Source organism: Archangium violaceum, assembly GCF_016887565.1.
Taxonomy (GTDB): Bacteria; Myxococcota; Myxococcia; order Myxococcales; family Myxococcaceae; genus Archangium; species Archangium violaceum_B.
The window spans coordinates 10,092,168-10,114,682 of the sequence record NZ_CP069396.1 but is presented as its reverse complement, the minus strand read 5'-3'; the positions used below and the strand labels follow the sequence as shown (position 1 = coordinate 10,114,682).

Annotated in this window: 17 protein-coding genes; 10 read left to right on the top strand and 7 right to left on the bottom strand. The window is 69.5% G+C overall.

The window, feature by feature from the left end; all coding sequences use genetic code 11:
* Window positions 1-10: 10 nt before the first annotated feature.
* Window positions 11-592, top strand: a complete 582-nt coding sequence (plsY, locus tag JRI60_RS40265) for a glycerol-3-phosphate 1-O-acyltransferase PlsY (RefSeq protein WP_204221317.1) — start codon at window positions 11-13, stop codon at window positions 590-592.
* Here the strand turns inward: plsY and JRI60_RS40260 are convergent.
* From JRI60_RS40260 to JRI60_RS40235, 6 genes are all read right to left on the bottom strand, one after another.
* Window positions 509-1,756 carry a THUMP domain-containing class I SAM-dependent RNA methyltransferase gene (locus JRI60_RS40260; protein WP_204221316.1) on the bottom strand — a complete coding sequence of 416 codons (1,248 nt, stop codon included), beginning with the start codon at window positions 1,754-1,756 and terminating at the stop codon, window positions 509-511. The two genes, plsY and JRI60_RS40260, sit on opposite strands and share 84 nt — an antisense overlap.
* Before the next feature lie 69 nt (window positions 1,757-1,825).
* Window positions 1,826-2,125: an antibiotic biosynthesis monooxygenase family protein gene (locus JRI60_RS40255; RefSeq protein ID WP_239470009.1), complete on the bottom strand. Its 300-nt coding sequence runs from the start codon at window positions 2,123-2,125 to the stop codon at window positions 1,826-1,828.
* A gap of 43 nt (window positions 2,126-2,168) precedes the next feature.
* Window positions 2,169-3,218 (bottom strand): thrombospondin type 3 repeat-containing protein, encoded by a 1,050-nt coding sequence (locus JRI60_RS40250; RefSeq protein ID WP_204221315.1) that lies wholly within the window; start codon window positions 3,216-3,218, stop codon window positions 2,169-2,171.
* Between the two features lie 10 nt (window positions 3,219-3,228).
* Window positions 3,229-4,659 carry an OmpA family protein gene (locus JRI60_RS40245; RefSeq protein WP_204221314.1) on the bottom strand — a complete coding sequence of 477 codons (1,431 nt, stop codon included), beginning with the start codon at window positions 4,657-4,659 and terminating at the stop codon, window positions 3,229-3,231.
* Window positions 4,660-4,879: 220 nt separating this feature from the next.
* Window positions 4,880-9,481, bottom strand: a complete 4,602-nt coding sequence (locus tag JRI60_RS54740) for an HYR domain-containing protein (RefSeq protein ID WP_204221313.1) — start codon at window positions 9,479-9,481, stop codon at window positions 4,880-4,882.
* Between the two features lie 254 nt (window positions 9,482-9,735).
* Window positions 9,736-12,858, bottom strand: coding sequence for a DNA translocase FtsK (locus tag JRI60_RS40235; protein ID WP_204221312.1), 3,123 nt, complete (start codon window positions 12,856-12,858; stop codon window positions 9,736-9,738).
* 184 nt (window positions 12,859-13,042) lie between these two features.
* Here JRI60_RS40235 and JRI60_RS40230 point away from each other — a divergent pair, with 184 nt between their 5' ends.
* The 8 genes from JRI60_RS40230 to JRI60_RS40195 all read left to right on the top strand — a co-directional run bounded on the left by JRI60_RS40230 (window position 13,043) and on the right by JRI60_RS40195 (window position 20,798).
* Window positions 13,043-13,372: a zf-TFIIB domain-containing protein gene (locus JRI60_RS40230; RefSeq protein ID WP_204221311.1), complete on the top strand. Its 330-nt coding sequence runs from the start codon at window positions 13,043-13,045 to the stop codon at window positions 13,370-13,372.
* Between the two features lie 14 nt (window positions 13,373-13,386).
* A complete protein-coding gene (gene gatC / locus JRI60_RS40225; protein WP_204221310.1) occupies window positions 13,387-13,674 on the top strand; it encodes an Asp-tRNA(Asn)/Glu-tRNA(Gln) amidotransferase subunit GatC in 288 nt (95 codons plus the stop codon).
* A gap of 4 nt (window positions 13,675-13,678) precedes the next feature.
* Window positions 13,679-15,139, top strand: a complete 1,461-nt coding sequence (gatA, locus tag JRI60_RS40220) for an Asp-tRNA(Asn)/Glu-tRNA(Gln) amidotransferase subunit GatA (protein WP_204221309.1) — start codon at window positions 13,679-13,681, stop codon at window positions 15,137-15,139.
* Between the two features lie 22 nt (window positions 15,140-15,161).
* Window positions 15,162-16,601, top strand: a complete 1,440-nt coding sequence (gatB, locus tag JRI60_RS40215) for an Asp-tRNA(Asn)/Glu-tRNA(Gln) amidotransferase subunit GatB (protein WP_204221308.1) — start codon at window positions 15,162-15,164, stop codon at window positions 16,599-16,601.
* A 69-nt stretch (window positions 16,602-16,670) separates the two neighbouring features.
* Complete coding sequence (locus tag JRI60_RS40210; RefSeq protein ID WP_204221307.1) at window positions 16,671-17,759, top strand: sensor histidine kinase; 1,089 nt, start codon at window positions 16,671-16,673, stop codon at window positions 17,757-17,759.
* Window positions 17,756-18,538, top strand: a complete 783-nt coding sequence (locus tag JRI60_RS40205; RefSeq protein ID WP_204221306.1) for a LytR/AlgR family response regulator transcription factor — start codon at window positions 17,756-17,758, stop codon at window positions 18,536-18,538. Before JRI60_RS40210 ends, JRI60_RS40205 begins: the two co-directional genes overlap by 4 nt.
* 188 nt (window positions 18,539-18,726) lie before the next feature.
* A complete protein-coding gene (locus JRI60_RS40200) occupies window positions 18,727-19,839 on the top strand; it encodes a tetratricopeptide repeat protein (protein ID WP_204221305.1) in 1,113 nt (370 codons plus the stop codon).
* A gap of 50 nt (window positions 19,840-19,889) precedes the next feature.
* Entirely contained in the window at window positions 19,890-20,798 is a 909-nt protein-coding gene (locus tag JRI60_RS40195) for an Rpn family recombination-promoting nuclease/putative transposase (protein ID WP_204221304.1), read from the top strand.
* 24 nt (window positions 20,799-20,822) lie between these two features.
* On the opposite strand, the gene JRI60_RS40190 is transcribed toward JRI60_RS40195, so the two are convergent.
* On the bottom strand, window positions 20,823-21,539 hold the full coding sequence (locus JRI60_RS40190; RefSeq protein WP_204221303.1) for an SDR family oxidoreductase: 717 nt from the start codon (window positions 21,537-21,539) through the stop codon (window positions 20,823-20,825).
* A gap of 74 nt (window positions 21,540-21,613) precedes the next feature.
* Between JRI60_RS40190 and JRI60_RS40185 the strand changes: the two genes are divergently transcribed.
* Window positions 21,614-22,507 carry a LysR family transcriptional regulator gene (locus tag JRI60_RS40185; protein WP_239470008.1) on the top strand — a complete coding sequence of 298 codons (894 nt, stop codon included), beginning with the start codon at window positions 21,614-21,616 and terminating at the stop codon, window positions 22,505-22,507.
* Window positions 22,508-22,515 lie beyond the last annotated feature (8 nt).

The following is a 22,515-nucleotide window of genomic DNA, read 5'->3' as shown; positions in this document are numbered from 1 at the left end:
GGGCCTCCGCATGCACGCCGTCGCCTTCGTCCTGCTCGGCTACCTGGCGGGCTCCGTGCCCTTCGGCGTGCTGCTCACCCGCTGGTTCCGTGGCGTCGACGTCCGTCAGATCGGCAGTGGCAACATCGGCGCCACCAACGTCACCCGCGTGGCTGGCAAGAAGCTCGGCGCCGTGGTGCTGCTGCTGGATGCCCTCAAGGGCGCCCTGGCCGTGGCCCTCGCGCAGTGGCTCATGCCCGATGAACCTCGGATACACGCGGCCGTGGGGCTCGCCGCCTTCCTCGGTCACGTCTACCCCATCTGGCTCAAGCTCAACGGAGGCAAGGGCGTGGCCACCGCGCTCGGGGTGATCGCCGTGCTCGTGCCGCTGGCGGCGATCGCCGGGGCGCTCGTCTACGCGGGGCTCGTGGCGGCCTGGCGCGTCAGCTCCATCGGCTCCCTGGCCGGTGGGGTGACGGCCGTCGTCGTCGCCTCCCTCACCGCCCGTGCCCCCGAGTATGCGTGGCTCTCAGCCCTGCTCTTCGCCCTCATCCTCTGGACGCACCGGAGCAACATCCTGCGCATTCTCCGGCACACCGAGCGGCGCTTCTGAGCCCTCCGCCTCCCCGCGCACCGGCACCCGGTTGTAGCCGAGCAGCGTGCACGCGATGGGGCCGTTCCACAGGTCCCTCCGGCTCCGGGGCCGCGCATGGAAGGCGCTCTCGAAGGCCGGGTTGCCCGAGAGCACGAACACGCGCCAGCCCGGCAGCGAGCGCAGGCTGTCGCCCAGCTTGAAATAGAAGGACTTCATCCCCTTCTGCCCGCCCGAGCCCAGCCGGTCTCCATAGGGGGGATTGGTGAGCAGGAGCCCGCCGCCCGGGGGCAGGGGAGGGAGCTTCGTCGCGTCGCCCTCCTCGATGACGATCTCCTCCGCCAGCTTCGCCGCCTTCACGTTGCGCCGTGCCGCCTCGAGCGCCTCCGGGTCCTTGTCGAAGCCGAGCAGCGGCACCGTCACCTTGCGCTCGTTTCGGCGGGCATCCGCGCGCAGGTCCTCGAGCAGCTCGCGCGCCCGCGCGCCCAGGTGCGGCCACTTCTCCACTGCGAAGTCCCGGGCGATGCCAGGGGCGCGGCGGCGGGCGATGAGGCCGCCCTCGATGAGGATGGTTCCCGAGCCGCACATCGGGTCCACCAGCGCCTCCTCACCGGTGTAGCCGGCCGCGCGCAGCAGGGCCGCGGCGAGCGTCTCCTTCAACGGGGCGGGGGTCGGGCGCACCCGGTAGCCCCGGCGGTGCAGGGGCTCGCCGCACAGGTCCAGCGAGAGCGACAGCCGCTCGCGCACCAGGTGGGCCACCACGCGCACGTCCGGGTCGCGGGGGTCCACGTCCGGCCGTGAGCCCTCCTTCTCGCGCATCCGGTCCACCACCGCGTCCTTCACCTTCAGCGCCACGAAGCCCGTGTGGCTGTGCTCGCTGTCCTTGAGCGTGGCCTCCACCGCGAAGGTCGTCTCCGGCGTGAGGTGCTCCTCCCAGGGCACGCTGGCCACGGCGTCGTACAGGCCCTCGGCGCCACGGGCCTCGAACTCGCCCAGCGGGTAGAGCACGCGCATGGCGATGCGCGACCAGAGACACACCATCAGCGCCTCGTCGAGCGAGGCCATGAAGCGCACCCCGCCCCGGTCCTGGCGGATCCGGCGGGCGCCGAGCTCCTTCAGCTCCTCGGCCAGGAGGTCCTCGGTACCGCGGGCGGTGGTGGCGAAGAGGGCGAGACGTTCAGCCATAGGGGGGCTCGCATTAACGGATGCCGGCCCGGTTGCATACGAGAAAGCCGTTCGGACCCTACAAGCTGCTCACTGCGCCACCACCTCGTACATGCTGAAGGTGGCGTCCTGTCTGGCGCTCGCCGCCTTGGTGGCCTTGAAGTCCTCCGACTGGAAGTAGGCCTTCAGGCACTCGCGGTCCCGCCAGCGCGTCACCAGCAGGAACTCGGGCTCGGGCTCGAAGGAGCGCAGCACCTCCAGCCCGAGGAACCCCTCGTACTGGTCCACCTTGCGCGAGCGCTCCCGGAAGGAGGCCTCCAGGCGATTGGCCTCCTCGGCGGAGGTCCGGAAGCGGTTGATGGTGACGATCATCGTGGAGGCAACGGTCATGAGCGGGACTTGTATCCCGCCCCGTGGCCCTCGGGTCACGCCCTCAGCGTGTCCGCTTGTGTCGGCGGCTCATGCCGAGCAGCACCAGCACTACCCCGAGCGCGCCCCCTCCCAACATTCCGCCCAGGCCGCCTCCGCCCAACGAGCAGCCCGCGCCACCCCGGATGCCAGGGGTGCAGACCTCGCCCAGCCCCGGGTAGAGCGGTGACTCCGCCTGATCGGGGTTGGCTTCCTGCGGGCAGTTGTCGCACGCATCGCCCAGCCCATCGCCATCCGTGTCCTCCTGGCTGGTACCAGCGGCCCTGGGGCAGACATCACACGCATTCCCCCTCCCATCCCCGTCCGTATCCTCCTGGCCCGGGTTGGGGGCCGAGGGACAGACATCACACGCATCGCCGACCCCGTCATCATCCACGTCCTGCTGGCTGGTGCCGGGGGCCGAGGGGCAGACATCGCAGGTATCGCCCAGCCCGTCTCCGTCCGAGTCCCGCTGGTCGGTATTGGCCCGGCTGGAGCAGTTGTCGCATGCATCGCCCAGCCCATCTCCATCCGAATCCCGCTGGTCGGCATTGGGCACGGCGGGGCAGACGTCACAGGCATCTCCGACCCCATCTCCGTCCGAGTCCCGCTGGTCGGCATTGGCCCGGCTGGCGCAGTTGTCGCACGCATCGCCCAGCCCGTCTCCGTCCGAGTCCCGCTGGTCGGCGTTGGCATTCCGAGGGCAGATATCGCAGACGTCCCCGACGCCGTCCGCGTCTCCATCCTGCTGGTCGGCATTGAGGAGGGTGGGGCAGTTGTCGCACGAGTCCCCGAGCCGGTCCGCGTCCTGGTCCCCGGCGAGCTGGCTGCTGCAGGTGGCCGCCTGGCCAGGACCTGGCGCGACATAGTCATCACAGGAGCGGCGAGGGGAGAGCTCCCTCAAGACGCACGACGAGCCGTTGCGGAAGTAGTCGATGCAGTCGCGCGGCGTGGCCGCCGAGGGGTCCTTCTCGACCGAACGATCGATGCCGTTGCAGTTGACGTCCTCGAGGGCGGACGCCGGAGCGGCCACGGCGGTGAGCAGCAACATCATCAGACAAGAGGCATTGCGCATGACTCGCTCCTCACTTTCGCGCCTGGGCGGAGGGCAGCTCGGGGCACTCGCCCGGGCGGGGATGGCGGCGCTCGCGGTTGACGAGGATGAAGTCCACCCGCCGGTTGGTGGCACGGCCCTCCTCGGTCGTGTTGGAGAGCAGCGGGCAGCGCTTGCCGTAGCCCACGGGGCTCAGCCGCTCCACGGGGACACCCTTCTTTCCCATGTACTCGACAATGGCCCGGGCCCGGCGCTGCGACAGGTCCAGGTTGTACTGGTCGCTCCCCACGTCATCCGTGTGGCCATCGACGCGGATGGGGCCCAGCTCGGGGTGTTCGCGGATGAAGCGGGCCACCTCGTCGAGCAGCGCGAAGCTCACCGGGTCGATGGTGTCCTTGGCGAAGGCGAAGTACACCGGCTCCCAGAGGCGCAGCCGGACGTCCTGGTCCTCCACGGTGATGGCCGGCTGCGTCGGAGTCACCTGGAGGACGGGCGGAGCCGGCGGCCGAGGGGCGGGCTTGTACTGCCAGCTGTAGGCCAGGCCCGCCATCACCCGGATCCGGGGCTCGCCGTAGCCGGAGTTGAGCCCCGAGCCCGCGCCGAGGAAGAAGCTCCAGTCGCGCACCTGCGCCTTGCCCGCCAGCATCGCCTCGGCGGGGCTGCTCACGGTATCGCCCAGCCGTGGAGCGGCCAGCCCATACACTTCGCCGAGCACGGAGATGGGCACATCCGCGGGGCGCGCCACCTCGACCTGCACGCCCGCGCCGTAGAGCAGGCCGTGGCCCGCCCGGATGTTGAGCAGCTGCTGCTCGGCCGCCGCCCACCGCCAGCCCAGGTTGAGCGCCACCGTCAACCGCTGGAACCGGGCGTGGCCGATGAGCTGTGCCGAGCCCGTCATGCTCGACGAGCCCAGGTAGCTTTCCGCGTTGCCCGTGGGGGCCACCACCTCGGCCACTCCGCCCAGGCCGAAGTGCTCGTTGCTCCACAAGCGCCCCTTGAGGCCCAGCCGCAGGTCCTCCACCCCGCTGCCCGAGATGCTCGGGAGCGCGCGGGGCTCACGCGTCACCACGTCCGGGTAGCTGATGACATCGCCGGCCTGGTGGAGTGTCACCGGCAGGGCCACGCTGAGCTGCACCCTGTCCAGCAGGGAATAGGCGAACGACAGGTCGGCGGTGACGCGGTCGCGCACCAGCTTGCCCGTCACCTGCTCGCCGAAGGTGTAGGCCAGCGGGAGATCCGCGTAGTGCAGCAGGAGCTGCGACACCAGCTCTTGCGAGCGGCCTACGTCGGCCAGGTCGACGGTGAGCAACCGGCCGGAGCCCGGCGCGGGATGAAAGCGATTGACGTCCAGGCTCGGGACCCCGTCGCGGGCTGACGCGGGTGGGGCGGACAGCGCTCCCACCAGGGCGGCGAGCACCCTCCACGTGCGCTGCTTGGGACCAGAGGATGTGTGAGTCTTCATCACGACCTACAAGGTAGCTGGAAAAACCCCAGGGTGTGAAAGAATGCACGCCTGTCTTCTTCGGGTTTCCGACTATACCGTGACCGTGTGAAGGCTTTCGGATGAAACGCTCACCCTGAAGGACGGGCGCGCGTCATCTCATGATTCGAGAGGATTCAACCTGGCCTCCTGACTCCCGCCCTCTCAAGAAAAGAGGGCGGGATGCAATGCTTCACGCCGCTCACACCCTGGGGGCGATGCGGCGGCGGCTCACGCCCCAGGAGAGCAGCAGCAGCGCACCCCAGCCGAGACCCTCCGGCGTGCCGCTGCCCGCCGCGCACCCGCATCCCTGCGCGGCCGGAACCTGCACCGCGATGCGTTGCTCCACCTTCACCTGGAAGGTGCAGGTGGCGCTGTTGCCCGCGGTGTCCTTGGCCGTCACCGTCACCGGAGTGACTCCCGGCGTGAAAAGCTCGCCCGTGGCGCGGCTGTAGCTCAGCACGGGTGTGGACACGGCGTCCGAGGTGGTGGCGGCCGGGTACTCCACGGGGATGCCCTGGGGGGCGGCGCTCGTCGTCATCACCGCCACGTCCGCCGGGCAGGAGAGGGCGGGCGCCGTGGTGTCCTGGACGGTGACGGTGAAGGCACACGAGGCGCTGTTACCCGCCTCGTCCGAGGCCGAGAGGACGACCTCGGTGGTGCCCAGGGGGAAGCGGCTGCCGGGAGCGTGGCTGCTCGACACGGTGGGCGAGCGCGTGACGGTGTCACGCGGCGCGGGCACGGAGAAGACGACAGGGGCGCCAGTGGCGTCCTGGGCCTCGGCGGTGAGGTTGCCCGGGCAGCCCACCTCGGGCGGGGTGGTGTCGCGCACGGTGACGGTGAAGGAGCACTCGCTGGTGTTGCCGGCCACGTCCGTGGCCTTCACGGTGACGCGCGTGGCGCCTGGGGGGAAGAGCGCACCGGGCTCGTGGCTGGCCGTGAGGACCGGCGTGGCGGAGACGGCGTCCGTGGCGGTGGGCAACGTGAAGTCCACGCTGGCTCCGTCCGGTCCCGTCGCCTCGGCCTCGAGGTTCGCGCCACAGGCGAGGGTCGGAGGCGTGGAATCCCGCACGGTGACGGTGAAGACACACGAGGCGGTGTTGTTCGCCCCATCCGTGGCGGTGACCGTGACGTCGGTGGTTCCGAGGCCGAAGAGGGTCCCGGCCGCCTGGCTGTAGCGGAGCGTCGTCGAGGACGCGGCGTCCTCGGCGGTGGCGGATGGGTAGTTGACGGTGGCGCCCTCGGGACCCGCGGCTTCCGCCGTCACGTTCGTGGGGCAGGAGAGGGTGGGGGCGGTGGTGTCACGCACGGTGATGGTGAAGGAGCAGGTGGCGGAGTTGCCCGCCTCGTCCTTCGCGGTGACGAGCACCCGCGTCACTCCGAGCGGGAAGAGGCTACCGCTCGCATGGCTCACCGACACATTCGGGGCGGCCGTGACGGCATCCGAGGCCGTGGGCTGCGTGTAGCTCACGGCGGCGCCGTCGGGCTTCGTCGCCTCGACCACGAGGTCCTCCCCACATCGCGGGGCGGGCGCGGTGGTGTCGTGCACGGTGACGGTGAAGGAGCAGGTGTCCGTGCGGCCCAGGCCATCCTTCACGGTGGCCGTGACGGTGTGCGTGCCCAGGGCGAACCGCGTTCCGGAGTCCTGGCTGTACGTGAACGAGAGCGGGGCGGACCCCGTGGCCGTGGCGGCCGGATAGTCGACGACTGCGCCACTGGCGCTGGTGGCCTCGGCCACCACGTCCGCCGGGCAGGTGATGTCAGGAGGCGGGAGGGGTGTGCAGGTTCCCGAGCCGCATGTTCCATCCGCGCAGGAGGTATTGCAGCAGACTCCATCGACGCAGTAGCCGCTCGTGCACTCCTCGGCGCTCGCGCACTTCGAGCCATTCACGGGGTCTCCGATCAGCCTCACCTTGGCGCGCAGCTGGCGGGCCACCGCGTCGTAGGGCTCATACGCGGCGAGGAACCGCCCCTTGCCCCATGAGGCGACCGCGGGCACCGTCGTGCTCGACGTGGTCGCGGTCATGTCGGCGATGAGGAACCCCGTCCCATCCAGCACGGTGCCATCCGGCTTCACCCGCGAGCCATTGAGCCGGGACACGCCATTGCGGTTGTCCCGCCACACCATCAGGTAGGTGCTTCCATCGAAGGCCAGGGCGGGCATTCCCTGGTAGCTGGCCTCCGTGCAGAGCGGGAGGTTCGTTGTGTCGAGCACCACGCCATCCGAGGGCCTGACCCGAGCGCCGTAGATGTCCGCCCCCGCGGTGTTGCGCAGGTCCTGCCAGATCGTCAGGAAGTTGCTCCCATCGAACGCCACGTCCGGGAAGGACTGGTTGCCCGTGGCGGTGGTGATGGCGATGCCCGCGCTGTCGAGGACCACGCCATCCGAGGCACTCACCCGCGCGCCGTAGATGTTGGTGTTGGACGTGCTGATCCGCGAGTCACTCCAGACCACCAGGAAGTGGCCGCCGCCGAAGGCGGTGGAGACGTACTGCTGGTCCTGGGCCGCGATCGTCACGGCGATGCCCTGCGGCTCCAGGACCACGCCATCCGAGGCCCTCACGCGCGCGCCATACACGTCCGCGGTCGAGCCATTGCGGTAGTCGTGCCACGTGACGAAGTAGTACCCGTCGCCGAAGGTCACCGCGGGCGGCCACTGGTCCCGCGAGGCGGTGGAGATGGCGATGCCCGTCGCGTCGAGCACGGCTCCGTCCGACTCCCTCACCCGTGCGCCGTAGATGTCCGAGCCCGTGCTGCTGTTGTTCCGGTAGTCGTTCCACACCACCAGGAAGTTGCTCCCGTCGAACGCCACGGCGGGAGAGGCCTGGGAGTTGGTCGCCGTGCCAATGGGGATGCCGGCGGGGTCGAGCACGGTCCCGTCCGAGGCCCGGACCCGCACGCCGTAGACGTCGTAGCGGCCACTCAGGTCCCGCGTGTCCTGCCACACCACGAGGTAGCTGTCACGGCCAGCGGCCACGGAGGGCGACCCCTCGGCGTTGGCCTGGGTGGACAGCATCTTCCCCGGCGTGTCGAGGATCGTCAGGTCCGAGGGCCTCACCCGCGCGCCGTAGATGTCATAGCGGCTGGATTGATAGCCCTCCCACACCACCAGGAAGTGGCTCCCATCGAAAGCCACGGCCGGAACCCGCTCGTAATCCGTGGCGGACGCGAAGAGGATGGCCCCCGGTGTATCGAGCACCACTCCATCCACCCCGACCCGCGCGCCGTGGACGTCGTAGCTGCTCGAACCCGTGGAGTGCTGCCACACCAACAGGAACCGGTTTCCATCGGTGGCGACGGACACCGCACCCTGGCTCGCGGAACCCGTCGCGATGGGGATGCCCGAGGGGTCAAGGACCACGCCATCCGAGGCTCTCACCCGCGCGGCATAGACGTCGCTCGACGAGCCATTCCGATTGTCGTCCCACGCGACGAGGAAGTGGCCTCCAGCGAAGGCGATGGTGGGGGAGTACTGACCGCCGGTGGCCGTGGAGATGGGGATGCCCGAGGAGTCGAGCACCGCACCATTCGTACTCACCCGTGCGCCGTAGATATCGGCCGTTCCGCTCCGGTCGTCGTACCAGACCACCAGGTACTTGCTTCCGTCGAAGGCGATGGCCGGGCTGGACTGGCCGTAGGTCGCGGTGGAGATGGCGATGCCCGAGGAGTCGAGCACCGCACCATCCGACGCTCGCACCCGGGTGCCGTAGATGTCGGAATACGAGTAGGACCGCGTGTCGTCCCAGACCACGAAGTAGTTGGCACCGTCGGAGGCGATGGAGGGCGCGAACCGGCTGCCCGAGCCGGTCGAGATGCTGAGGGCGGAGCCATCGAGCACCTTTCCATCCGAGCCTCGCACGCGCGCGCCCCGGATGCTGGCGCTTCCGAAGCCAGAACTGTCCACCCAGGCCACCAGGAAGTCGCTCCCGTTGGAGGCCACGGTGGGCACGATCTGATTGTTCGTCCCGGAGGCCAGCAAGATACCCGACACGTCGAGCACCGCACCGTCCGAGGCGCGCACCCGCGTGGCCTTGATGTCGTATTCGTTGTAGGTGGTGAAGGACCACACCACCAGGTAGATGCCGCCGCCGTAGGCGACCGTGGGAGACGAATCCGAACCGTCGGCGGGAGCGGGCACCGGGGTGTCGGGGCTGATCTCCGGGGAGATGATCGGGTCCAGCACCGCCGGCCAGGCCGAGCCCTCCAGCACCCGTGCCGGCACGCGCATCACCAGCGCACCGCCCTCGCGGATGGGCTCCACCGCGGTCCTCACTCCCTCCGCATCCACCCACGTCGCCTTGCCGTAGCGCACCCCCAGCCCCGTCTCGGGGTCCACGTAGTGGTGCCCCTGCTCCGTCACGCCCAAGTACTCCAGGCCCGCCAGCTCCACTCGCACCACCAGGTCGCCCGTACCCGTGGGCTTCGAGGCCAGCTCCCAGCGCTGCTCCAATCCCTCCTCGCCGTTCCGCAGCACCTCCACCACCGGGCCCCGTTCCAGCGCCAGCGCACCGTCCTCACGCACCGACGCCCGTGCTGTATCCAGGAGCGAGCGCCCTCCACGGGAGATCGACTCGGTCCTCACCCGCAGCGGCTTGCCCGTGACGAGCGGCTTCGGCTCGCGCTCCAGCGCCCGCCGTGAGCTGTCCGGAGCCCCGAAGGCGGCCACGGTGCTCGGGTTCTCCCGCTGGTGGCGCGGAGAGAATTGGAAGGAACCGTCCGCTCCGACACGGGCCGTGTACGTCGCCTGACTGCCTGTGAAGGCTCCTCCCTCGGACCGGAAGGACAGGCCCACCCGGCGGATCACTGCCTGTATGTCAAAGGGGGGCGAGACGTTGGCGGAGGGCTGGGTTCCGGAGGTCTCTTCCCGGGCGTTCTCCGTGGGAGAACAGGCCGTGAAAAGCAATGTAAGACAAGCACTCAGCGTGAAGACGAGAAGAGGGCTCCCATTCCTCGGGGAAACGGGAGGGCGATGCCAGGGTGTCATTTCCGCTGAAGATATACGGAAACACTGACACGAAGGAGGCCCCCTCCCCGGGGCCTCCCTCCCGCACATCCCGCTCAGGCGGCGCCGGCTCCGGGCATCTCGCCCACGCCGCGGATGAGCACCTCGCGCGGCTTGGCGCCGTCGGCCGGGCCCACCACGCCATCGCGCTCCATGCGTTCGATCATGCGCGCCGCGCGGTTGTAGCCGATGCGCATCTTGCGCTGGAGCATCGAGATGGACACCGCCCGCATCTCGCTCACCGTCGCGAGCGCCTGGTCGTACAGCTCGTCGGACAGCTCGTCCTCCTCGCCACCACCGCCCTCGGAGTCCTCGTCGCGCGGCTTGAGGATGGACTCGTCGTAGACGGGCTTGCCCTGCGACTTGAGGTGGTCCACCGCCTTCTTGATTTCGTTCTCCGACACGAAGGCGCCGTGCACGCGCTGCAGGTGCGCGCTCGTGGGCGGCATGATGAGCATGTCGCCCATGCCCAGCAGGGCCTCGGCGCCCACCGTGCCCAGAATCGTCATCGAGTCCGGCTTCGAGCGCAGCATGAAGCTGATGCGCGTGGGGAAGTTGGCCTTGATGATGCCCGTGACGACGTCCGTGGACGGACGCTGCGTGGCCACCATCAGGTGGATGCCGGCCGCGCGAGCCATCTGCGCCAGGCGCGCCACGTACGTCTCCACCTCGCGGCTGGCCACCATCATCAGATCCGCCAGCTCGTCGATGATGACGACGATGTAGGGCAGCTTCTTCCACTCCTTCTTCTCTTCCCGGGACGACTCCGAGTCCCCGGCGGCATCGAGCGCGGCCTCCACGGCATCGGACATCCCGTCGTCGTCGTCCTCGCCCGCGGCCTCGGCGGCCACCGGAGCCTCCTCGGGCTCGGGCAGGGCCTCGCGCAGGTCCTCCATGTCGTCCCTGGGCGCGGCGACCCCGGGGCCCGCGCTGGCGCTGGCCGGAGTGGACTCCTCGATGATGGCGTCCTCGGGCGTGGCCACATCCACCACGACCACCTTCCTGGGCTTCTTCGGCGCGACCTTCCTGGCGGACTCCTCGGCGGGCTTCGCGTTGGCCTTCTCGGCGTCCTGCGTCTCCACGAACTTGTTGAAGCCGGCGATGTTGCGCACGCCCGCCTCGGAGAGCATCTGGTAGCGCCGCTCCATCTCCTCCACGGCCCAGCGCAGCGCGAGCGCCGCCTTCTTCGGGTCCGTCACCACCGGCAGCAGCAGGTGGGGGATGCCCTCGTACACGGAGAGCTCGAGCATCTTCGGGTCCACCATGATGAAGCGGACCTCCTCCGGCGTGGACTTCAGGAGGATGCTCATGATCATCGAGTTCACCGCCACGGACTTACCGGAGCCGGTGGTACCCGCGATGAGCAGGTGGGGCGCCTTGGCCAGGTCGAAGACGTACGGCATGCCCTCGATGTCCTTGCCCACGCACATGGTGAGCTTGCTGGCCGACTTCTGGAACACGTCCTGCTCGGCGATCTCCTTGAGGTAGACCGTCTCGCGATCGCGGTTGGGCACCTCGATGCCCACCACGCCCTTGCCGGGGATGGGCGCCACGATGCGCACGCGCATGGCCTCCATGGCCATGGCCAGGTCGTCCTGGAGCGCGGCGATCTTGCTCACCTTGATGCCGGGCCCCGGGAGGAACTCGTACATGGTGACCACGGGGCCGGGGCGGATCTCCACCACCTCGCCGGAGATGCCGAAGTCCGCGAGCTTCGCGCGCAGCTTCTCCGCCGTGGTGAGGAAGGCCTCCTTGTCCAGCGCGGAGCGCTCCTTCTTCTCGATCTCCAGCACGTCCAGCGGGGGCAGCGAGAAGCTGGTGCGGCCGCCCACGAACTGGAACTCCAGCTCCTTCTTCTTGGCGACGACGGCGGTGGGCTTGGGCGGGGCCTTGGGCTCCACGATGAGCGGCGTGCGCGCTGCCAGCGCCGAGGGCGAAGCCGGCACGAGGGCCGAGGGCGCCGCCGAGACCACGGGAGCCGCCGGAGCGGCGGGCCCCGAGGCCACGGGCCGGGCGGCCATGGCCTCGTCCGCTGGAGCCGCCTCGGGCAGCTCGGCGGCCGGAGCCGGTCCGGTGACGATGTTCGGTGTCTTGCCCCGCTTGCCACGAGGGGCCTCGGCGGGCCCGGGGGGCGGCGGGTTGGGCACCGCGTTGGCGGCGCCCGAGGGGGCCAGGAAGGACGCCCACACCGGATCCGCTCCCGGCGCCGGACGAGAGGGCGCGGGCGGCGTGACGATGACGGGCGTGCTGGCGGGCTCGTCGGAGGGCTTCTTCTTCCCCGCCTCGCGCGCTTCCTTGGCCGCCTGCTTCGCGGCGGCGGCGCGCTCCTTCTCCTCCTGGCGGGCCAGACGCACGGCCTCCTCGGCCATGGCCTCCGCCTCGGCGGCCTCGGCGTCCGCGGCCAGACGCTCGGCCTCCTCCAGCTCGGCCTCCTCCTCCTCGAGCTGCGCGAGGAAGGCGGCCTCCTCCTCCTTCTCCTGGGCGAGGCGCTCCTGCCGCTCCTTGTAGTTGACCTTCTGCTGCTCCCAGAAGGTGAGGGCGTTCTCCTGGATGCGCCGGCCGACCACGGTGGCGCCGGCCCACGCCAGCGAGCACAGCTTGAGGAAGGTGTACTGGGTGCCGACGATGAGCGCGGCGGCGCACACCGACGTCACCAGGATGACGGTGCCGACGGTGGAGAACAGCCCCACCAGCATGCCGCCGAGCGTGGCGCCCACGAAGCCGCCGGGCGGGTGGGCCTGGCCGGGCTGGTTGCCCAGGAAGAGCTGGGCCAGCACCGCGCCGCTGAGCGTCAGCAGCACGAAGGCCACCAGCTGCGGCCAGCGGCGCCGCTCCCGGCTTCCCACGAAGACCACCATGGCCGCGTAGACGCCGCACAGGGGGAGCAGATAGGCCCACACCCCGAGCATTCCCCGCAGGGCCTCGGCGACGAGGTGGCCCATGGGGCCCACCGCGTTCTGGAATCCCGGGCCCCTGCGGTCCCTCACGTCGAAGGTGGCCACCGAGATCAAGGACAACACCGAGGCGACCATCAGGAAGAGGCCCACGAGGGCCCGTTGACCGGGACCCGCGTCTCCGCCCCCTCTCTTGGCCTTCTTCTCCGCGAGCGCCTTGCGGCGCGTGGCGATGTCCTGCCTCGAAAGGACCGTCTTCTCCGCTCTGGCCTTCCGTTCCGCCATGACTTCCTCACACTCCCCGTAGCGGGCTGTAGCAGCCGTCCGCGGAGTGTAGGGAGGGAGGGGGGGCGGTCAATTTTCCGGCTGGCCGTCCAGAGGTACACGGGGCTACCACTTTGAAGCACCAGCCGGGGGCGGAGCATGTATCTTGCCCTGGCCGAGTATCAGGACCCAGGAGACCTACATCATGGCCCACCCGGACAAGCCGTCGTCGACTGAAGAGGAATACTTCGCGCGCGAGGAGATCGAGAAGAAGCGCAAGCTGGCACTCGAGCAGGCCCATTCACTGGCCGCCCAGCAGCGCGAGGAGCTCAAGAAGCTCCACTGGATGAAGTGTCCCAAGTGCGGCATGGACCTGCAGCCGGTCAAGCACGGCGACGTGGAGATCGAGACCTGCTTCAACTGCCACGGCATCTTCCTGGACGCGGGCGAGCTGGGGCGGCTCCAGCAGCAGATGTCGCACGAGAACAGTGGCAAGTGGATGGGCGCCGTCCTCAACCTGTTCAAGAACAAGTAGCGCGGAGGAGGCCCATGAAGCTCACCGTCGAGCAGGTCCGACACGTGGCCACCCTGGCGCGGCTGTCGCTGACGCCCGAGGAGGAGGAGCGCTACGCCACGCAGCTCTCCGCCATCCTGGACGCGGTGGCGCAGTTGCAGGAGCTCGACGTGAGCGGCGTGGAGCCGACCTCGCACGCCACGCTCGCGTCCTCGCTGCTGCGCGAGGACGTGACGCGGCCCTCGCTGCCACCGGAGAAGTCGCTGGCCAACGCGCCGGCCAAGGTGGGCACCAGCTTCGCCGTCCCGAAGATCCTGGAGTGACGCCATGCAGCTGACCGATCTCACCCTGCTGGAGCTGGCGGCGAAGCTGGCCTCGGGGGAAGTGACTTCCGTGGAGGCCACCCAGGCATGCCTGGCGCGCATCTCCCAGGTGGACGGGAAGGTGAAGGCCTTCCTGCGGCTGGACGAGCGCGGGGCCCTGGCGGCCGCCGAGGCCAGTGACGCGCGCCGCAAGTCCGGCAATCCGCACGGGCCGTTCGATGGCGTGCCGGTGGCGGTCAAGGACATCTTCCTCACCGAGGGCGTGGAGACCACCTGCGCCTCGCGCATCCTGAAGGGTTTCGTCCCGCCGTACGACGCCACCCCGGTGCGGCTGTTGAAGGAAGCGGGGATGCCGATCCTCGGCAAGCTCAACCAGGACGAGTTCGCGATGGGCTCGTCCAACGAGTCGAGCGCCTACGGCCCCTGCCACAACCCGTGGGACGTGACGCGCACGCCGGGAGGCTCCTCGGGAGGCTCGGCGGCGGCGCTGGCGGCGCGCGAGGTGTTCGGCACGCTGGGCACGGACACGGGCGGCTCCATCCGCCAGCCGGCGGCGCTCACCAACACCGTGGGTCTCAAGCCCACCTACGGGCGCGTGTCGCGCTACGGCGTCATCTCCTATGCCTCTTCGCTGGACGCGCCGGGCCCCATGGCGCGCACGGTGGGGGACGTGGCGGCGTTGATGAAGGTGCTGGCGCGGCATGATCCGCTGGACTCGACCTCGGCGCCGGCGGACGTGCCGGACTACCTGGCGGACCTGGAGCAGGGGGTGGCCGGGCTGAAGCTGGGCGTGCCGCGCGAGTACTTCGTCGAGGGGATGGACCCCGAGGTGGAGGCGTCGGTGCGCTCGGCGTTGAAGGAGTACGAGCGGCTGGGCGCCACGCTGGTGGACGTCTCGCTGCCGCACACGAAGTACGCCCTGGCGACGTACTACCTGCTGGCCCCGGCGGAGGCCTCGAGCAACCTGGCCCGCTACGACGGCGTGCGCTACGGCCACCGGGCGCGTGACGTCAAGGGGCTCAAGGACATGTACGGCATGACGCGCGACGAGGGCTTCGGCCCCGAGGTGAAGCGTCGCATCATGCTGGGCACCTACGCGCTGTCGGCGGGGTACTACGACGCCTACTACTTGAAGGCGCAGAAGGTGCGGACGCTCATCCGCGAGGACTTCACCAAGGCGTTCGCCCAGGTGGACGCGCTGGTGACGCCCACCTCGCCGGTGCCGGCCTTCAAGCTGGGCGAGAAGGTGAACGACCCGCTGTCCATGTACCTCATGGACGTGTGCACGCTGCCGTGCAACCTGGCGGGGCTGCCCGGCCTGTCGCTGCCGTGTGGCTTCACGAAGGCGGGCCTGCCCATCGGGTTGCAGCTCATGGGCCGCCCGTTCGACGAGGCGAAGCTGTTGCGGATTGCCCGGGCCTTCGAGCGCGAGCACGACTTCACGCGGCGCCTGGCGCCCATCTGAGAGAGCACTTCCGGGAGAGGCCATGCCCCTGAGCGATTTCCAGCCAGTCATCGGGCTCGAGGTCCACGCCCAGCTGCTGACGAACACGAAGATCTTCTGTGGCTGCTCCACCGAGTTCGGCGCGGCGCCCAACCAGAACACCTGCCCGGTGTGCCTGGGCTTGCCCGGCGTGCTGCCGGTGCTGAACGCGCGCGTGGTGGAGTACGCCATCCGCACGGGGCTGGCGCTCGGCTGCACCATCAACAAGACGAGCGTGTGGAGCCGGAAGAACTACTTCTATCCGGACCTGCCGAAGGGCTATCAGATCACCCAGTTCGACCAGCCCATCTGCGAGCACGGGACGCTCACGGTGGACATGGCCGAGGGCGAGAAGGTCATCCGCGTCCGCCGCATCCACATGGAGGAGGACGCGGGCAAGAGCGTGCACGACGCCTCGGCGAGCGAGAGTCTGGTGGACCTGAACCGCGCGGGGGTGCCGCTACTGGAGATCGTCGGCGATCCGGACCTGCGGAGCGCGGACGAGGCGGTGGACTACCTGAAGGCCCTGCGGGACGTGCTGGTGTACCTCGGGGTGAACGACGGGAACATGGAGGAGGGCTCGTTCCGCTGTGACGCCAACGTGTCGGTGATGCGCAAGGGCGCCACGGCGTACGGCCAGCGGGTGGAGCTGAAGAACATCAACTCATTCCGGTTCGTGAAGCAGGCCATCGAGTACGAGATCGCCCGCCAGGTGGACGTCATCGAGTCGGGCGGGAAGGTGGACCAGGAGACGCGGCTGTACGACCCGAACAAGGGCGTGACGCGCTCGATGCGCTCGAAGGAGGAGGCGCACGACTACCGCTACTTCCCGGAGCCGGACCTTCCGCCGCTGCACGTGACGAACGAGCGGATCGACGAGGTGGCGAAGTCGCTGCCGGAGCTGCCCCGGGCGAAGGTGACGCGCTTCATGAGCCAGTACGGGCTGCCGGCGTACGACGCGAAGATCCTGTGCGCGGAGCGCCCGCTGGCGGACTACTTCGAGGCGGTGGCGCAGCACTTCAAGGACTACAAGCGGTTGTCGAACTGGTTCCTCGGGGAGCTGCTGCGGCTGCTGAAGGACGAGGGCGGGACGGTCACCACGCTGCGCTTCTCGACGGTGCAGTTCGCCAACCTGCTGGGGGCGGTGGAGAAGGGGACCATCTCGGCGAACGCGGGCAAGGACGTGTTCGGGGAGATGTTCCGGACGGGGAAGGACCCGGAGGCCATCATCGCGGAGAAGGGCCTGGCGCAGGTGAGCGACGTGGGGGCCATCGAGGCGGTGGTGGACGAGGTGCTCGCGAAGAACGCCGCCGAGGTGGAGAAGTACAAGGCGGGCAAGAAGCAGAGCTATGGCTTCTTCGTGGGCCAGGTGATGAAGGCGATGAAGGGCAAGGGCAACCCGGCGCTGGTCAACGAGCTGCTGAAGAAGAAGCTGGGCGATTAGTCCTCGGGGGAGGACCGGCCTGCCCGTGGCGAAGCCTGCTCCCGATGAGCGATGCTGGCCGGAACTTCCGTGACCACGTCGCCCACCACCCGCCGTTGGTTCCTCCCGGCTCTCGCCGTCGCCGGCTTCTCGCTGCTGGCGCTGCTGTATGGCGTGCAGATCTCCATCTACCGCGCCAGCCGGGGGGAGCCCGTGAGCTGGGCCGAGGCCCTCGGCAGCGGGGCGGTGGAGTGGTTCTCCTGGGCCCTGCTCGTGCCCCTCATCGCCGCGCTCTTCGAGCGCACGGTTGCGTGGCGGTGGCCGTGGCGTCTCGGGATTCATGCGGTGGCGTCGCTCGGCTTCGGTCTGGTGCACCTGGCCCTGGTCGCCAGTGGACGCCATGTCTTCCTGGGGCTTTCCCGGACATGGCGCGAGGCGTGGGGGGACTTCCTCTTCCTGCTCTCCAAGACCACCGACTTCGAGGTGCTCGTCTACTTCGCGATCGTGGGGGCGCTGCTGGCGCTTCGCTCCATCCGGGCGCTGGCGGAGCGGGAACTTCGCGCCAGCCAGTTGGAGGCCCAGCTCGCTCAGGCCCAACTCCAGCTCCTGCGCAGCCAGCTGCATCCACACTTCCTCTTCAATGCCCTGCACGGCATCTCGGCCCTCATGCACCAGGACGTCGAGGCGGCGGATCGGATGGTGAGCCGGTTGAGCGAGCTGCTGCGCGCGAGCCTGGAGGGAGCCAGCGCCGGCCGTCATGAGATCTCCCTGGCGGAGGAGCTGGCGCTGCTCGCGCCGTACCTCGACATCGAGCAGACACGTTTCTCCGATCGGCTCCGGGTGCGGCTGGAGGTGCCCGAGGAGATCCGAGGCGCGCGGGTCCCCGCGCTGTTGCTCCAACCCCTGGTGGAGAACGCCATCCGCCATGGAATCGCTCCGAGGCGCGGACCCGGCGAGGTGGTGGTGCGCGCCGAGCGCGTGGCGGAGCGGCTGGAGCTCGAGGTGCGCGATGATGGCGTAGGTCCTCCTCGCGAGCTGCGCGAGGGCGTCGGGTTGCGCAACACGCGTGCCCGCATCGAGCGGCTGTATGGCCCGCTGGGGGCGGTCGAGCTGGTTCCAGGTCAACCTCGCGGCTTCATCGCCCGGCTGACGCTGCCTTTTCGGAGCTCCACGGCATGATTCGCGCCGTCCTCGCGGATGACGAGCCGCTCGCGCGGGCCCGGCTTCGGGCCCTGCTGGCCCAGGCTCCCGATGTGCAACTGGTCGCCGAGTGTGCGGATGGGGTGGAGGCATTGGAGGTGCTCAGGCGTGAGCGTCCCGACATCGTCTTCCTCGACGTGCAGATGCCCGAGCGGGATGGCTTCGGGGTGCTGGAGGCGCTCGAGCCTCCCATGCCGCTGGTGATCTTCGTCACCGCCTATCAGGAGCACGCGGTGCGGGCTTTCGAGGCCTCGGCGGTGGACTACCTGCTCAAGCCGTTCGATCGGGAGCGGTTCGCGCGGACCCTGGCCCGGGTACGGGAGCGGCTGCGGCAATCCCCTCCGTCGACCTTGCCGCCCGAGCTCTCCATGCTTCTCCAACGTCTCTCGCACCCCGCTTCTCCCGAGACCCCCGCCGCGCCATGGCTGGAGCGGCTGGTGGTGAAGACCGCGCGCGAGACACTCCTGGTGCGCGTGGAGGACGTGGACTGGTTGGAGGCCGCGGGCAACTACGTCACCGTGCACGTCGGTCGCGAGGAATACCTGGTGCGCGAGACGCTCGAAGGGTTGGAGGCTCAGCTCCCCACGCGGAGCTTCGCGCGGGTGCACCGCTCGACGATCGTCAACCTCGACCGCATCCGCTCCATCCGGCCCACCCCGGGAGGTGATCACCGGCTGGTGCTGCGAGACGGACATGAGCTGACCCTCAGCAGAACCTTCCGGGCCCGCCTGGAAGAGCGTCTGGGCCGCCCGTTGTAGTTGTTCCGGGCGGGAATCCTCCTCCCGGTTCATCCCCGTCCGGACGCGGCTCGTCCCAGCCTCCCGCGGCTCGGCCCAGGGGCCATCCTCCGTGCGCCGGATGCCTCTATGAGAGACCTGCCCGGGCATGGACGCCCGGTGCCGGTGGAGGAGACATGCGGGCTCGATTCCGGAGGAAGTCCTGGTGGATGGGACTCGTCGTAGGTGCGCTGGCGCTGGCCTGCGCTGGACCTCGTGCGAACGGTCCCGTGGAGGATCGCATCGGCGCGGCGCTCGCGGCGGCTCCCGCCGACCTCCTCGCCTCACGTTGGATGGAGAGCGCCCGGGCGCTGGAGGGTGCGGCTCGAGATGCGCGGGCGTCGGGAGATCCCCGGCTGCCCCAGGTGGAATTGGCCTGGGGGAGTGTCCTGGTAGAACTTGGGCGGAAGGACCGGGAGGTGCGGGCTCGGGCGCTCGCGATACTCACGGCGTTGGAGGAGGGCCCCGCCGGTCAGCGGGATCCTGTGCTGCGGGGAGCAGCGTTGCTGCACAAGGGGCGGGTGTATTACTGGCGCAAGCTCATCCAGAACGAAGGGGAGTGGGATCACTGCCTTTCTCTCTTCCGCGAGTCGCTGGCCCTGCGTGAGGCACACGGAGACACGAAAGGGGTGGCGGAGTCACTCTTCTACGTGGGGCTCGTACACCAGTGGCGGGAGGGATTCGAAGCAGCGCGTCCCTTCTTCGAGCGTTCCTTGGAGCGCGCCCGCGAGGCGGGAGACGCGCTCCAACAGTCGTTCTCGCTCCGACACCTGGCCTTCGCCGATGAAGAGGCGGGGCGGTTGGAGCAAGCGCTCGAACAGCACCGGCGGGCGCTCTCGCTTCGAGAGGAGGTGGGATACCGCTGGGGAGTGATGTTCCAGGCGGTGGCCGTCGGAGACGTGCTGTGCATGCGCGGGAATGACTGCGTGGCGGCCGAGCCGTACTACGCCCGGGCGGCGGAGCTCTCACGCGAGTTGAACGAGCCCCTGGGCGCGGTGGAGGCGCACATGGGACTGGGCCGCGTCGCGCGAGCACGCGGGGACGGGTCTCGGGCACGTCAGCACTTCGAGGCGGCGGTCGAAGCAGCACGTCAGGCATCGGACGCGGTGAGTGAAGGGCGGGCCGCGCTCGCCTTGAGCGAGGTGCTGGTCGCGGGAGGTGATCGCGCGGAGGCCAGACGTGTGTTGGAGGCCGCCTGGCGGGTGCTCACGCGGAGCGGGCAACAGGAGCAGGGGCGCGAGGTGAAGGATGCGCTCGGCAGGCTGGGCGACTCCGAGCGGTGATGTCTGCGGGGGGGGGCGACAACGGCCAGCCGGCGCGCTAGATGAAGGGCATGCGCCCCCTGTTCGCGGACCCGAAGACGGACTTCGTGTTCAAGAGAATCTTCGGCATCGAGGAGCACAAGCCCCTGCTCATCGCCCTGCTCAACGGCCTGCTGGAGCTGGACGAGGCGCACCGGGTGGTGGAGGTGGAACTGCTCTCGCCCGAGCAGCGGCCACCGGTCCAGGAGTTGAAGTTCTCCATCGTGGACGTCAAGTGCGTGGACGCGCGGGGCACCCGGTACGTGGTGGAGATGCAGGTGCTCAACGTGGAGGGCTTCGAGAAGCGCGTCGTCTACAACGTGGCCAAGGCCTACACCGGACAGCTCCAGGGCGGCCAGGTGTACCCGGACCTCGATGACGTGATCGGGGTGACGGTGTGCGACTTCGAGCTGTGGCCCAGGAGGGAGGCGCCGCAGGTGCCGATGCTCAGCCGCTGGCGGATGCAGGAGCAGCACGGGGGCGCGCGAGGACTGGGACAGTTGCAGTTCGTCTTCCTGGAGTTGCCCAAGTACGACGCCTCGCGTCCGCCGAGGACGGCGGTGGAGAAGTGGGCCTACTTCTTCCGGGAGGCGAGCAACCTGCAGGTGGTGCCGGAGGTGCTGGCGGAGCAGCCCTACACGGGTGCGCTGGAGGCGGCGCGCGCCGCGGGCTTCACCGAGGAGGAGTGGGACGCGTACATCCGCGCGGGCATGGCCATCCAGGATGAGCGAGGCGCTCTGTCGCTGGCCCGCAAGGAGGGAAGGGCGGAGGGGCTCCAAGCGGGTCTGCGCGCGTCGATCCGCAAGGTCCTGGGTAAGCGCGGGTTGGCACTGAGCGCGCAGCAGGAGGCGCACCTGGAGGGCTGCGCCGACACGGGCACGCTGGAGCGCTGGCTCGACCAGTCCCTCACCGCCGCGAGTGCCACCGAGGCGCTGCGGTGAGGGCTGTAGGCGGAGCCCGCTGAATCAGACGAGCCGGTGTCCCCCATCGACATGCACCACCTCGCCGGTGGTGAACCCGTTGCCCATCAGGAAGAGGGCTGCGTGGGCGATGTCGGAGGGGGTGCCCACCCGACCCACGGGAAGGCGGCGCGCGTGCTGCTCGAAGCGTTGCCCCTTGGCGTCGCCCGCGAAGCGGTCCCAGAAGGGAGTGTCGATCCAACCCGGGGACACCGCGTTCACCCGGATCGGCGCGAGCTCCAGCGACAGGGCTCGCACGAGTGAGACGAGGGCGCCGTTCACCGCGGCGACGACCGACCCGCCAGGCCCTGGCCGGTCCGCCGCGATTCCCGTGGTGAAGAGGAGCGAGCCGTTGGGCTCGAGCCGCGCGTGCTTGGCGACGTGGATCGCCGCCACGAGCTTGGAGTCGATGGTGCGGCGCGCCTCGGCGAGCTCGAGTTGGCGAATGGGTTGATAGTGGCCATGCACCGCCGTGACCACGACGTGGTGCGCGGGCGGATGCTCCTCGAAGAGCCGCCGCACCTGGGCCTCCTCGGTCACGTCGGCGGCGAAGGTGCGCACGCGGTGTGTCGCCCCGAGTCGGGCGGCGGCTTCCGCGAGCTTCTGGGGCGAACGGCCCACCAGGGTCAGCGAGGCTCCGCCCTTCAAACAGGCCTCCGCCACTCCGAGGCCAATGCCAGACGAGCCCCCAATCACGACGACATGCTGGTTTTCGAGATTCATGGCCCATTCGTAGCGCGGGCATCCGGTTGGCGGCCATGGGATGACGTGACAAGCTCCATCCCATGGATGGGATGATGTCATTGGAGGATGTGCGCATCTTCGTGGCCGTCGCGCGGCATTCGAGCTTCGTGGAGGCGGCGCGGCGCACGGGAGTGCCCACCAGCACGGTGAGCCGCAGGGTGGCTCAGTTGGAGGAGACCCTGGGGGCGCGCCTGCTCCAGCGCACCTCCCGGCGCGTGGGCCTCACCCATGAGGGCGCGCGGCTGCTCGAGCGCGCCGGGCCGTTACTCGATGAGCTGACATCGGTGCTCGACAAGGCCGCGGATCGCGAGGACGAGCCCTCGGGCAGGCTCCGGGTGACGGCTCCCGTGATGACGGGGGCACAGCGCATCGCGCCAGCGCTGTTCTCCTTCGCCGCCCGATATCCCCGCCTCACCGTGGAGCTCGCGCTCACCAACTCCGTGGTGGACCTGGTCGAGGAAGGCATCGATCTGGCCTTCCGCGCTGGACCCGTTCAGGACGGAGATCTGGTGGCGCGGCGCTTGTGGTCGATTCCCTTCGCGCTCGCCGCCTCACCGGTTTTCGTGCGACAGGTCCTGAAAGGCCGCACCCAGCTCGAGCGAGGCTCGCTCGGCTCCGTGCCCGCCATCGTCGGCCAGCCCGGTGGCACCTGGCGCTTCCGTCGGCGGGACGGTTCCATCGAGGAGCTCCGGCCGTACGAGCGTCTTTGTGTGAACGATCCGCAGGTGGCCATCGCCGCGGCGGTCCAGGGGCTGGGGGTGGTCCGTGCCGCTGACGAGGCCATCGAACAGCAGGGCAAGGCGCTCGTGCGGCTCACCGTGGCGGGGCGCACGGTCGAGCCACGTGACATGTTCGCGGTATACCCCTCCCGGCGGTTGCTCTCTTCCCGGGTTCGCCTGGCTCTGGACTGGGTGATGGAACACGGTCGGCCCAAGGGCGGAAGCTGACACCCAGG